Source organism: Bacteroides zhangwenhongii (assembly GCF_009193325.2).
Classification (GTDB): domain Bacteria; phylum Bacteroidota; class Bacteroidia; order Bacteroidales; family Bacteroidaceae; genus Bacteroides; species Bacteroides zhangwenhongii.
Map to the genome: position 1 here is coordinate 1,943,542 of NZ_CP059856.1, position 13,394 is coordinate 1,956,935.

Below are 13,394 nucleotides of genomic sequence, written 5' to 3' on the forward strand. Positions count from 1 at the left end.
ATCAATCTGCTTTGCGCACCGCACCGCGGGCTAATTTCTGAAAAACGTCATCCATCGTTTCCGCACCGAATTGTTGTTTCAGACGGGCAGGTGTATCAAGTGCTTTTATCTGACCGTCCACCATGATAGATATCCGGTTGCAATATTCCGCTTCATCCATATAATGGGTAGTGACAAACACGGTAATACCCTGATCGGCTGCCCGATAGATCAATTCCCAGAACTGTCTTCTCGTAGCAGGATCTACTCCGCCAGTCGGCTCATCCAGAAAAACGATTCTCGGTTCATGGAATATGGATACTGAAAAAGCCAATTTCTGTTTCCATCCCACCGGAAGACTCTTCACCAGAGTATCCCGTTCGGCAGTAAGCTCCAAACGATCCAACAATTCTTCTGTCTTCCGTTCTATCTCTTGTTCCTTCAGACCATAAATTCCGGCAAACAGACGGATATTCTCCCACACTTTCAGGTCTTCATATAGCGAAAACTTTTGGCTCATATATCCGATATGTTTCTTAACTTGTTCGGCCTCCCGGTAAATATCATACCCTGCCACCTTTCCGATGCCTGATGTCGGTTTACTTAATCCGCAAAGCATACGCATAGCTGTCGTCTTTCCTGCTCCATTAGCACCCAGAAAGCCAAATATCTCGCCCCGGTTCACCTGAAAGGAGATATGATCTACTGCGGTAAAATCTCCAAAACACTTTGTCAACTGTTCCACTTCAATGACCGGAGCTACTTCATGCTTCACTTCCTCCCGCTCCAAAGAAGGAGGGCAAAGGATAGACGCAAATTGATGAAGAATACGTTCGGGAGTATCAATGCCATGAATCTGTCCATGATTGATGAAAGCAATCCGGTCACATTGCCGGGCCTCATCCATGATGGGAGTAGAAACGACAATGGTAATCCCCTGTTCCCGTAAGTTTCGGAGCATTTGCCAGAATTCCTTACGCGACACGGGATCTACTCCGGTAGTGGGTTCATCCAGAAATAAAATATCCGGTTTATGAATCAAAGCGCAGCTCAATGCCAGTTTCTGCTTCATACCACCTGACAAAGCCCCTGCCCTTCTTTTCCTGAACGGTTCTATCTGTTGGTAGATATCTTTAATTAAATCATAATTCTCCTGAACTGTCGTATGGAACACGGTAGCAAAAAACTCCAGATTCTCTTCTACCGAAAGATCCTGGTAAAGTGAAAAACGACCGGGCATATATCCCACTTTCGTACGAATCTGTTTATAATCCGTTACCACATCCAGCCCGGCAACCATGGCCGTTCCTTTATCCGCCAGCAACAAAGTAGTCAGAATACGGAATAAGGAACTCTTACCGGCACCATCAGGCCCTATCAGACCAAAGATTTCTCCCCGTTCCACAACGAAAGAAACTTCTTTCAGCGCCTCCACTGTTCCATAGTTCTTGCCGACTTCTTTCACAACCACTATGGGTTCTCCCTTTTCCATCTCCTCTCCTTCAATTTTTAATCATTAATTTTTCAATGCCACTCCTCCGTACATACCAATCTTCAATGCTCCGTCATTCTTCACGGCAATTTTCACTGCATATACCAGATTAGCACGTTCGTTTTTCGTCAAAATAGTTTTGGGAGTGAACTCCGAACGGTCGGAAATCCAGGTCACTACCCCCGGATAAGCTTTCTGCTCCGAGTTTCCATAATCGGCATACACAGTTACCTCATCTCCCAGTTTCACTTGCGACAACTGTTCGGAGGTAATGTAAGCCCTCAAATACATGCGATCCACTTCAGCCACTTTAAACAGCGGTTTACCTATCGCCGCCAATTCACCGGCTTCTGCATATTTTGCCAATACTGTACCTTCGATAGGCGACTGGACATGACATTTAGCTAACTGATCCTCCATCTGTGCAACCTGTATGGCAACCGAATTTCCTTGTTCTATCAGGCTATTTGTACTATTCAGCAATGATGATTCCTGTGCGACAAGCTGCCTTTCAAGCAATTTGACTTGTGCATCCCAGTCGTCCAACTGTTTCTGATTCGCCGCTCCAGCGGCAAGCAGGTTTTCCACGCGTTTCTTTTCACGTTCAGCTGTTACTATTTGCTGTTTGGTAGCAGCTATCTGTTTAGCAAGATCCGGACGTTGGCTTTCCACTGATTTCATACTGGCCTCCAGTTGTAATTTCTTCAAATACAATTGCACCGTATCCACCAGTCCAATCTCCTCACCTGCTTTCAGTCTTGTCCCCTCTTCTACCTCCAGTCGCAACAACTTTCCGGCAGCTTCGGCAGAGACTATCACTTCTGTGGCTTCAAACGTGCCGGTTGCATCATAGCTGGGTATTCCCTTACCACAAGCAGCCAACATTATCAATGCCACTCCAACCATTCCTATCTTTGTCATTCGTTCCATATCTAAAGAAGTTATATTAATCATTCGTAGTATATTTCAATTGATAAATTCCCATTAACCGTTGAATTTCATGCAACGCTTTCGACTGACGTGCCAAACTCTCATTGGTCAATTCCCGAAGCATCTCGGTCACCGTCAATGTTCCATTCGCCACTTTGGCTTCTGCCGATTTGCGAATATTGGTACGCAAACGGATAATCTCATCATCATCCTGCATTTGCTTTTCCAATGATTGGATGGCCTGATCCTGTTGCGTCATCTCCAATCTTGTATTAAAAAGAAATACATCCCGGTTATTATCCAATTGCCGGCGTTTATTTTCAATTACCTTCCGGTCATTCTTCAAGGTGTACAAACTACCGAAATTCCATGAAAGGCGAACACCCGCAATATAGTAAGGAGAAAATTCATTTTTCAGCATATTCAGTCCGGGGTTTCCATAGGCTCCCTGCACAAACAATCCGAACTGTGGAAGATGACGCACATTCAAAGCTTTCTCCTGTACTTGTAATCCTACTCCCTGCGCATTAAACAAAGACAATTCCGGACGACGAATCTCACTGACAGCCGAAATCTCATCTTGAGGAACAGGTTTCTCCAAAACCGTTTCCTGCGACAACTTCTCTCCTACCAGAAGTGAAAGCATCTTCAAATATGCCATACGCGACGAAACCAGTTCAACTCTTTTCTGCTTTGTGTTCAACTGCTCCACTTTTACAGCATCCAAATCGGCCTGATTGGCAATGCCATTTTCTACGTAGGCAGTAATCTGGCGATAATTTCTCTCCAGTTCATCTTGCAACAATGCATTCTGTTTCAGCTGCTCGTCCAACAAAAGAATTCCAAAATAAAGGTCATTTACACGACTATTCAGCGCATACATATCCACATTCAGCTTTTCTTTCTCTATCTCCGCTTCCGCAGTCGTTTGTTTCTTCTGCATCCGGATTCCTCCGCCATCCCAGATTTTCTGTTGTAACTCCAACATCACCTGATATTGATCTTTCGGCAGTCCTTTCAAATCCACTCCGGGAAGCTTCACCGGAATTTCTGTTACATCACTCTGATAAGAAGCTTTAGCCGAAAGGGCAAACTGTGGCAAATATCCTTTTGCCGCATTCTCAAGATTATATTCCTTTGTTTTCTCCACCAGACCATACTGATGTACCAACGGATAATTTTCCTGCGTCTTCCGTTGACATTCTTCCAACGTTATCTGCGCATTTATTCCCGATACAAACAATAAAAAGGAGAAACTGAAAAACATTCTTTTCATACTAAACTATTATTTATCAATAATACTAAAGATAAAAATACAAAAAAACGGAATAAACCAGGCAATCCTCACCAGTTTATTCCGTTTCTCCATAATATATTTCAAGTTATTATTTCGAGAATTCCTTAATTCTTTGCTCTTCTTCCAACTTGCAGATCAATAATGTGTTATCTTTCTCTGCAATGATATATCCATCCAAGCCTTGAATAACTACTCGTTTTTCTTCGCTGGCATGCACAATACAATTTTTGCTTTCGTACAAACGGATATCGGTTCCTACGGTTGCATTTCCAGACTTATCCTGTGGAAGCAAACCGCGAAGTGCTCCCCATGTACCCAGATCTGACCAGCCAAAAGAAGCGGGAAGTACATAAATCTCCTGCGCTTTCTCCATCACTGCATAGTCGATAGAAATGCTTTCGCAAGTAGGGAATAACTTCTTGATCGTTTCATTTTCTTTCTCTGTATAGAAATCGGGGAAAATGCGATCGAAAATTTGTGCGATGCCCGGAGCATATACACGCATCACTGAAGTAATAGTACGCACGTTCCATACAAAGATTCCCGCATTCCAGAAGAAATTGCCTTCTGCCAGATACTTTTCGGCAGTCTCTTTATCCGGTTTTTCCTTAAATGCATCTACAGTGTAAATTTCTTTATCTGTCTGGAGCTGATCGGCAGCAGCAATATATCCGTATCCGGTTTCCGGACGAGTTGGCCGGATACCTATCGTTACAATGGCACTGCCATCATCTGTGAAACGAAGGGCTTTCTCCATCACTCTACGGAATTCTCCCGTATCAATGACTAATGCATCCGAAGGAGTTACTACAATGTTAGCATTCGGATGTTTTTTCTTGATCTTCCAGCAAGCAAAAGCAATGCAGGGTGCAGTATTGCGCGCACAAGGCTCCGCCAAAATATTACCTTCCGGAATTTCCGGCAACTGCTCCCGAACAATATCAATGTATTTTTCAGATGTTACGACCCACATATTTTCCCTAGGGCAAACACCGTCGAAACGATCTGCCGTCAACTGAATCAGCGACCGGCCACATCCCATTACATCAATAAATTGTTTAGGACATTCCGGAGTGCTCATCGGCCAAAAGCGACTCCCTATGCCACCAGCCATTATTACAACATGATTATCCATACCAGTTATTCTCCTGTTTTTTTAAATAATTGCGCAATTTACTCCAAAATGTCTAATTCTACAAGGAAAATGAGAGAAAGTAGTCAAATTCTATTTACGTTTAAATGATACAACTAAAAAAGCCGCCTCCTAAAAATATGGAAACGGCTCCTTCCAGTTATTACATAACAACTGATTCCCTTATTTATACTCTGCCCAGCTCTTGATAGCTATATCATCCAGACTCATCGTACAGAAGGCATTGATAAATGCACTAGCCAGACGGGCATTCGTAATCAACGGTATATTCAAGTCAATGGCAGCACGACGGATTTTATACCCATTACTTAATTCTCCGGCTGTCAGATTCTTCGGGATATTGACTACCATGTCGATTTCCTTGCGATGAAGCATCTCCAATGCTTGCGGATGCCCCTCCTCACTCGGCCAATAGACATGAGTACTTTCAATTCCATTCTCTGCAAGCGTTTTGTGTGTACCACCCGTTGCAAAGAGTTTGTATCCCTTATTCACCAACATACGGGCCGCATCCATCATATCGGCTTTCTGTTTCATTGTTCCCGTAGACAGCAGAATATTCTTCTTCGGAATACGATAGCCTACGGAAAGCATCGCTTTGAGTACGGCACAGGAAGTATCCATTCCGATACACCCCACTTCACCGGTAGAAGCCATATCTACTCCCAACACCGGATCGGCCTTCTGCAAGCGGTTGAAGGAGAATTGGGAAGCCTTGATTCCCACATAATCCAGTTCGAAGAGATTTTTTTCCGGTTTCTCCACAGGCAGACCGAGCATAACTTTCGTTGCCAGCTCGATAAAGTTGATCTTCAGCACTTTGCTGACAAACGGGAAAGAACGACTGGCACGCAGATTACATTCAATCACCTTGATATCGTTGTCTTTCGCCAGATACTGAATATTAAACGGACCGGAGATATTCAAAGCCTTAGCAATCTCACGGCTGATACGCTTAATACGGCGAACAGTTTCTACATACAGCTTTTGCGGCGGGAACTGAATCGTTGCGTCTCCGGAATGTACTCCTGCAAATTCGATATGCTCACTTATAGCGTATGCTACAATTTCTCCATTCTGCGCCACCGCATCCATTTCCACTTCCTTGGCGTGTTCGATAAACTGGCTTACTACCACCGGATGTTTCTTCGATACATTAGCTGCCAGTTTCAAGAAACGTTCCAATTCTTCCTGGTTGGAACAAACATTCATCGCAGCTCCCGAAAGCACATAAGACGGACGAACAAGTACGGGGAAACCTACCTCTTCAACGAACTCCTGAATGTCATCCATAGAAGTTAATTCACGCCAACGGGGCTGATCCACACCGATACGGTCAAGCATGGCAGAGAATTTCTCACGATCTTCGGCATTATCAATACTCTTGGCACTCGTACCTAGAATATTGATCTTCTGTGCATCCAGACGCAAAGCAAGGTTATTTGGAATCTGACCGCCGGTAGATACAATTACCCCATGCGGATTCTCCAGTTCCAGAATATCCATCACACGTTCAAAAGTCAATTCATCAAAGTACAAACGGTCGCACATATCATAGTCCGTAGATACGGTTTCAGGATTATAGTTAATCATGACACTGCGCCATCCCTCTTTGCGAATGGTATTCAAAGCCTGTACGCCACACCAGTCGAATTCTACGGAAGAACCGATACGATAAGCACCGGAACCCAATACGACGATGGATTTATGGTCGCCCAGATAACGCACATCATTTGCTACACCGCTATAAGTAAGATACAGATAATTGGTTTGTGCCGGATATTCGGCTGCCAACGTATCGATCTGTTTCACTACCGGAAGAATGCCTGCCTCTTTACGGTGTTTGCGGATATAAAGAATTCCATCTTCCATATCACCTTCGTAACCGATGGCACGGGCAATCTGGAAATCGGAGAAACCTTGAACCTTAGCTTTACGAAGTTGAGAGTTGAAAGTTGAGAGTTGAGAGTTGCCATGCGGAATATCTGTAACCATTTTCAATTCTCCATTTTCAACTTTCCACTTTCTAAGTTCTTCGGAAGTCTTCATGATATTCATTAACTTCTGCAAGAACCATTTATCAATCTTAGTCAATTCGTGCACCTGATCGATGGTGTAGCCGGCACGAAACGCTTTCGAGATCACGAAAATACGTTTATCGGTCGGTTCGCGCAAGGATTTGTCAATGTCGGAAATAACCAATTCTTTGTTCTCCACAAAACCATGCATTCCCTGTCCGATCATACGAAGACCTTTCTGGATAGCTTCTTCAAAAGTGCGTCCGATAGCCATCACTTCACCCACAGATTTCATAGAAGAACCCAACTCTTTATCTACACCGTGGAATTTACCTAAATCCCAACGAGGAATCTTACATACGACATAATCCAATGCCGGTTCGAAGAAAGCGGAAGTAGTCTTGGTTACAGAGTTCTTCAGGTCGAAGAGTCCATAACCCAATCCCAATTTGGCAGCAACGAAAGCCAGCGGATAACCGGTTGCCTTAGATGCCAAAGCCGATGAACGGGAAAGGCGGGCATTTACTTCGATCACCCGGTAATCTTCGGATTCGGGATCGAAGGCATATTGTACGTTACATTCACCCACGATACCGATATGGCGGATGATACGTATTGCCAATTCCCGAAGTTTATGATACTCTTTATTGGTAAGCGTCTGTGAAGGAGCAATAACGATAGACTCACCAGTATGGATACCCAGCGGATCGAAGTTTTCCATATTACAAACGGTGATACAGTTATCGAAACGGTCACGTACCACTTCATATTCCACTTCTTTCCAGCCGCGAAGTGATTTCTCCACCAATACCTGTGGGGAGAAAGAGAATGCTTTTTCTACCAGCACATCCAGTTGCTGTTCATTATCACAGAAACCGGACCCCAAGCCTCCTAACGCATAAGCGGCACGAACAATTACAGGATAACCCAGTTCTTTTGCTGCGCGACGTGCATCTTCCACATTTTCTACGGCTTCACTCTTGATGGTTTTTACATTGATCTCATTCAATTTATGAACAAAAAGTTCACGGTCCTCGGTATCCATAATGGCCTGTACCGGAGTACCCAGCACTTTCACATTATATTTTTCAAGAATACCTTCTTTATACAATGCTACTCCACAGTTCAGAGCTGTCTGACCACCGAACGCCAACATAATACCTTCCGGTTTTTCTTTCTGGATCACTTTCTCTACGAAGTACGGAGTCACCGGAAGAAAGTAAATTTGATCTGCCACTCCTTCGGAAGTCTGCACCGTAGCAATATTCGGATTGATAAGAATGGTTTCAATCCCCTCTTCTTTCAAGGCTTTAAGTGCCTGTGAACCGGAATAGTCAAATTCACCCGCCTCACCGATTTTCAGGGCACCTGAACCCAATAGCAATACTTTCTTTATATTTTCTTTCATTGTTACAATAGTTTTACAAATTCGTCGAACAGGAATTCCGTATCCGTAGGTCCACTCGCAGCTTCCGGGTGGAATTGCGCAGAGAACCAAGGATTCTTTTTATGTTTGATTCCCTCATTGGATCCATCGTTCATATTGATGAACAACGGTTCCCAATCTGCACTCAACGTATTATTATCTACGGCATAACCGTGATTTTGTGAAGTGATGAAACAACGTTCTGTACCTACCATACGCACCGGCTGGTTGTGGCTACGATGTCCGTATTTCAATTTATAAATCTTGGCTCCGCCCGCTTTTGAAAGCAACTGATTACCCATACAGATGCCGAAGATAGGCAATTTTTCATTTGCCATCGCCTTACGTATATTCTGTACCGCAGCATCACAAGTATCCGGGTCACCCGGTCCGTTGGAGATAAATAACCCGTCAAATTCGAGTCCGTTATAATCATAATCCCAAGGTACACGAATCACTTCTACATTACGTTTCAGCAGACAACGAATAATATTTGTCTTTACACCGCAATCTACCAGGACAACCTTTTTAAGTTGAGAATTGAAAGTTGAGAGTTGAGAGTTAAGCTGCGCAATGGGAATAGTTAATGGAAAAGTGTGAGAAGTTCCATCGGGAAGATAAGAGATTATTTCTTTGCAGCTTACCCGGTCTACATAATTAATATCTTCATAACTCTCAATTCTCAACTCTCCATTCTCAACTTCTTCAAAAACTATTTTTCCCATCATTACTCCATGTTCACGAAGAACCTTAGTCAGTTCGCGCGTATCAATGCCTGTGATACCGGGAATCTGCTCACGTTTCAACCAGTCACCAAGACTTTCCACCGCATTCCAATGGCTGTATTCATAAGAATAGTCACTTACGATAATCGCTTCCGCGTGGATTTTCTCACTTTCCATGAAAGTGGCAAGTCCATTCGGTTCGATGGTAAAAGGAGGAACACCGTAGTTACCTACCAAAGGATAGGTAAGCGTCATCAACTGTCCGGCATAGGAAGGGTCAGTGAGGCTCTCCGGATATCCGGTCATGGCAGTATTAAAAACTACTTCGCCTGCCACCGGCTTCTCGTAGCCAAACGACTTACCGGAAAACCGGCTCCCGTCGTCAAGGATTAATGTCACATTTCTCATTCTTATTATTGAATCGTTGTATGGTTGTTAGAATTGGTACATTTGTTCTATATAGTCGATGAACGCCCGGTTCACCATTTTCACGCCTCCCGGTGTAGGGTAGTTACCGCTAAAATACCAGTCGCCTTTATGATGCGGACAAGCCTCGTGCAATCCCTCCAACGGTTGATAGACAATTTCCACTTTCGCCTTTGTTCCCTTGGGAGTCAGCAGTTCCACCATCTTGGCAGAGATTTCCTCATCGGTGAACGGAGCATAGATATCCTTCACATAGTTTACCATCTGCTCTTTCGGCAGTCCCACCTGATCTTTCGATTTACGGTAGGCAGCCGCAATCACATCTTTCATATCCCGCTCCTTTAAAAGTTCGACAGCAGCCCTGAAAGCGATAAACTCGCTCATCTTTGCCATATCGATACCGTAATAGTCAGGATAACGGACTTGCGGAGAGGAAGATACTATCACAATCTTCTTCGGACCGAGACGGTCGAGAATACCGATAATACTTTGTTTCAGCGTAGTACCACGCACAATGCTGTCGTCAATAATCACCAGATTATCGACACCGGGCACCAGACTTCCGTATGTAATGTCATACACATGGGCTGCCAGATCATTACGACTGTTTCCTTCGGCAATAAACGTACGGAGCTTGATATCCTTGATCGCCACCTTTTCGCTACGGATACGACGGGAAAGAATGACTTCCAGTTCCTCCATATCCGGATGATGCCCCAATGCGGCGATTTGCTGCACTTTCTCCTCATTCAAGTAGTCGTCCAGTCCCTGCAACATTCCGTAGAAAGCCACCTCCGCAGTGTTGGGAATAAAAGAGAAAACCGTATGATCGATGTCATTATTGATAGCTTTCAATATTCTCGGAACCAACTTTTCACCCAACCGTTTCCTTTCCTTATAAATATCGACATCACTCCCACGGGAGAAATAGATACGTTCGAAAGAACAGGCATGATTTTCGCGCGGCTTGTTAATTTGCGAAGTACGGATTTTACCTTCTTTGCTGATTAACAATGCTTGCCCCGGTTGCAATTCTTTGATTTCCTCAAACGGAACATTCAAAGCCGTCTGGATCACCGGACGCTCGGAAGCAAGAACAGCTATCTCATCATCCTGATACCAGAATGCAGGCCGGATTCCCCATGGGTCGCGGATGGCGAAGGACTCGCCGCTTCCGGTCAATCCGCAGATCACGTATCCCCCATCCCATTCGCGGCTGGAAGTACGCAACACGTTTGCCAAATCAATATATTCTTCTATATAATGCGTGATTCCCATGCCCGTAAGCCCCTCGGCTTCGGCAAGATTGAATACACGCTCCACTTCACGGTCAAGACGGTGTCCCACCTGCTCCAACATGATATATGTATCGGCATATTTACGCGGATGCTGACCGATGGCAGTGATACGGGCAAATATCTCATCTACATTCGTCATATTGAAATTTCCGCAGAGAGCCAGATTCTTGGCGCGCCAGTTATTTCTTCTTAAAAATGGATGCACATAAGAGATTCCAGATTTTCCCGTCGTGGAATAACGAAGATGTCCCATATATACTTCACCGGCAAAAGGCAAAGTTCGTTTGGCATACGCTGCATCGTGCAACTGTTCGGGAGTGAGATCCTTAAAATTGTTTTGAACGTTTTCAAAGATTTCCGTAATGGCTCCGGAACCTAAAGCACGTTCACGAAACATATATTCTTCGCCCGGATTTGCTTCCAGTTTCACACACGCCAGTCCCGCACCTTCCTGTCCACGATTATGCTGCTTCTCCATCAACAGGTAGAGTTTATTAAGACCGTACATCCATGTCCCGTACTTTTTCTCGTAATACTCTAACGGTTTGAGCAAGCGTATCATGGCAACGCCACATTCATGTTTCAATTGTTCCATCTCTCTATATACTAGTTACTACTTAAAGTTACTCTACTGTTACCGACTTCGCCAGATTTCTCGGCTGATCCACATCCATCCCTTTGCATACCGCAATGTGGTAAGCAAGAAGTTGGAGAGGTACCGTAGTTATTAACGGATCGAGACATTCGATTGTTTCAGGAAGTTCGATACAACAGTCAGCAATCTTGCTGATAACGGTATCCCCTTTCGTCACAAACGCAATCACTTTTCCTTTCCGTGCCTTGATCTCCTGAATATTACTTACTACTTTCTCATACAATCCATTCTGCGTAGCAATCACCACTACCGGCATTTCCGCATCAATCAGAGCAATCGGTCCGTGTTTCATCTCCGCAGCCGGATAACCTTCGGCGTGAATATACGATATTTCTTTCAATTTCAATGCACCTTCCAGAGCAACGGGATAACTATATCCGCGTCCCAGGTAAATAAAATTATGCGCATAAGTGAAAGTTTTCGATAACTCCGCCAAAGTATCATTCAATTCCAACACCTCTTTCATCTTTTCCGGAATATGATTTAACTCCTGTACGATTGAAAGATAATACTGTTCGTCAATGGTTCCTTTCGCTTTGGCAAGTGTCAATGCCAACATCGCCAATACAGTGACCTGTCCGGTAAATGCTTTGGTAGAAGCCACTCCGATCTCCGGACCCACATGAATATATGAACCGGTATGAGTGGCACGGGGAATAGAAGAGCCGATCGCATTGCAAATACCATATATAAATGCTCCGCGGCTTTTCGCCAATTCCACAGCAGCCAATGTATCTGCCGTCTCACCACTCTGGGAAATTGCTATCACCACATCCTGCCCGTCAATCACCGGATCACGGTAGCGGAATTCGGAAGCATACTCCACTTCCACCGGTATGCGGCAGAAACTCTCAATCAGATGCTTACCGATCAGTCCGGCATGCCAGGAAGTTCCGCAAGCAACAATAATAAACCGTTTGGCATTCAGCAGCTTTTCCCGATGATCTATCACAGCAGAAAGTACCACATTGTCAGCTTCCACATTAATACGTCCGCGCATGCAATCATGAATACAATCGGGCTGTTCGAAAATCTCTTTCAACATAAAGTGCGGATATCCCCCTTTTTCCAACTGACCGAGGTTGAGTTCCACCTTCTTTATTTCAGGTATCATTTCGACATTGCTCAAGTTGACCACCTTCAACTCCTTCCCCAGATTCAAGACAGCAATTTCCCCGTCTTCCAGATAGACCACCTTGTCGGTATATTCTACAATCGGAGTAGCATCCGAAGCAAGAAAGAACTCATTCTCACCAATTCCCACTACCAACGGACTGCTCTTACGGGCAGCAATAATCTCATCAGGATGCTCCTTATCAAGAATCGCAATCGCATAAGCACCAATCACCTCCCCTAACGCCAACTGAACAGCCGTCAACAGACTGACCTGATTAGTGACTTTCATGTATTCTATTAATTGAACGAGGACTTCGGTATCTGTACTACTTTTAAAAATATAGCCTTTGGCTTGAAGTTTTTCTTTGAGAACGGCGTAGTTTTCAATAATACCGTTATGAATGAGAGCGAGCTTTTCGGAAGAAGAGTAATGAGGGTGGGCGTTAGCGGAACAAGGTTCCCCGTGAGTAGCCCAACGGGTATGGGCAATTCCGATTGTACCGGAAATATCTTTCTGTGTGACGAAATTTTCAAGATCAGAGACTTTTCCTTTCGTCTTATACACATTTAACTGTTGGTCATCACTAATGATTGCTACCCCCGCGCTGTCATATCCACGATACTCCAGTCGCTTCAGCCCTTTAATAAGGATAGGGTAGGCTTTTCGTTTGCCAATATAGCCTACTATTCCACACATATTATGATATTTTTATTTCGCCTGCAAATATACACATTACAAATAACATAAAGACAACAAAAAGCATATTTATTTGACAGAAACGCATAAAAAAGTTGCAAACACATCAAAAAGTTAAATAATATATTATTTTTAGCTCAAAAAGAAACAAATTACAATCAGCTTCAAATAAGGATAAATAA

8 protein-coding genes are annotated in these 13,394 nt (G+C 44.0%); all 8 read right to left on the reverse strand.

Annotation, left to right across the window (positions count from 1 at the left end; genetic code table 11):
* Nucleotide 1: 1 nt before the first annotated feature.
* Nucleotides 2–1,471, reverse strand: coding sequence for an ATP-binding cassette domain-containing protein (locus GD630_RS07850; protein ID WP_143866836.1), 1,470 nt, complete (start codon nucleotides 1,469–1,471; stop codon nucleotides 2–4).
* A gap of 24 nt (nucleotides 1,472–1,495) precedes the next feature.
* Nucleotides 1,496–2,401 (reverse strand): HlyD family secretion protein, encoded by a 906-nt coding sequence (locus GD630_RS07855; protein ID WP_143866838.1) that lies wholly within the window; start codon nucleotides 2,399–2,401, stop codon nucleotides 1,496–1,498.
* 16 nt (nucleotides 2,402–2,417) lie between these two features.
* Nucleotides 2,418–3,677, reverse strand: coding sequence for a TolC family protein (locus tag GD630_RS07860; RefSeq protein ID WP_143866840.1), 1,260 nt, complete (start codon nucleotides 3,675–3,677; stop codon nucleotides 2,418–2,420).
* 109 nt (nucleotides 3,678–3,786) lie between these two features.
* On the reverse strand, nucleotides 3,787–4,833 hold the full coding sequence (locus GD630_RS07865) for a mannose-1-phosphate guanylyltransferase (RefSeq protein WP_143866842.1): 1,047 nt from the start codon (nucleotides 4,831–4,833) through the stop codon (nucleotides 3,787–3,789).
* Between the two features lie 180 nt (nucleotides 4,834–5,013).
* On the reverse strand, nucleotides 5,014–8,277 hold the full coding sequence (carB, locus tag GD630_RS07870) for a carbamoyl-phosphate synthase (glutamine-hydrolyzing) large subunit (RefSeq protein ID WP_143866844.1): 3,264 nt from the start codon (nucleotides 8,275–8,277) through the stop codon (nucleotides 5,014–5,016).
* Between the two features lie 2 nt (nucleotides 8,278–8,279).
* Complete coding sequence (gene carA, locus GD630_RS07875) at nucleotides 8,280–9,428, reverse strand: glutamine-hydrolyzing carbamoyl-phosphate synthase small subunit (protein WP_143866845.1); 1,149 nt, start codon at nucleotides 9,426–9,428, stop codon at nucleotides 8,280–8,282.
* Between the two features lie 27 nt (nucleotides 9,429–9,455).
* Nucleotides 9,456–11,339 (reverse strand): amidophosphoribosyltransferase, encoded by a 1,884-nt coding sequence (locus GD630_RS07880; RefSeq protein ID WP_004300070.1) that lies wholly within the window; start codon nucleotides 11,337–11,339, stop codon nucleotides 9,456–9,458.
* Between the two features lie 28 nt (nucleotides 11,340–11,367).
* The gene (glmS, locus tag GD630_RS07885) at nucleotides 11,368–13,212 is read right to left on the reverse strand and encodes a glutamine--fructose-6-phosphate transaminase (isomerizing) (RefSeq protein WP_143866847.1); all 1,845 of its coding nucleotides are present in this window, start codon (nucleotides 13,210–13,212) and stop codon (nucleotides 11,368–11,370) included.
* Nucleotides 13,213–13,394: the final 182 nt, after the last annotated feature.

Excerpts from the sequence above, each read along its gene's own strand:
- GD630_RS07860 (WP_143866840.1), bottom strand. The coding sequence starts at position 3,677 with ATGAAAAGAATGTTTTTCAGTTTCTCCTTTTTATTGTTTGTATCGGGA.
- GD630_RS07855 (WP_143866838.1), bottom strand. The coding sequence starts at position 2,401 with ATGGAACGAATGACAAAGATAGGAATGGTTGGAGTGGCATTGATAATG.
- carB (WP_143866844.1), bottom strand. The coding sequence starts at position 8,277 with ATGAAAGAAAATATAAAGAAAGTATTGCTATTGGGTTCAGGTGCCCTG.
- GD630_RS07865 (WP_143866842.1), bottom strand. The coding sequence starts at position 4,833 with ATGGATAATCATGTTGTAATAATGGCTGGTGGCATAGGGAGTCGCTTT.
- GD630_RS07880 (WP_004300070.1), bottom strand. The coding sequence starts at position 11,339 with ATGGAACAATTGAAACATGAATGTGGCGTTGCCATGATACGCTTGCTC.
- carA (WP_143866845.1), bottom strand. The coding sequence starts at position 9,428 with ATGAGAAATGTGACATTAATCCTTGACGACGGGAGCCGGTTTTCCGGT.
- glmS (WP_143866847.1), bottom strand. The coding sequence starts at position 13,212 with ATGTGTGGAATAGTAGGCTATATTGGCAAACGAAAAGCCTACCCTATC.
- GD630_RS07850 (WP_143866836.1), bottom strand. The coding sequence starts at position 1,471 with ATGGAAAAGGGAGAACCCATAGTGGTTGTGAAAGAAGTCGGCAAGAAC.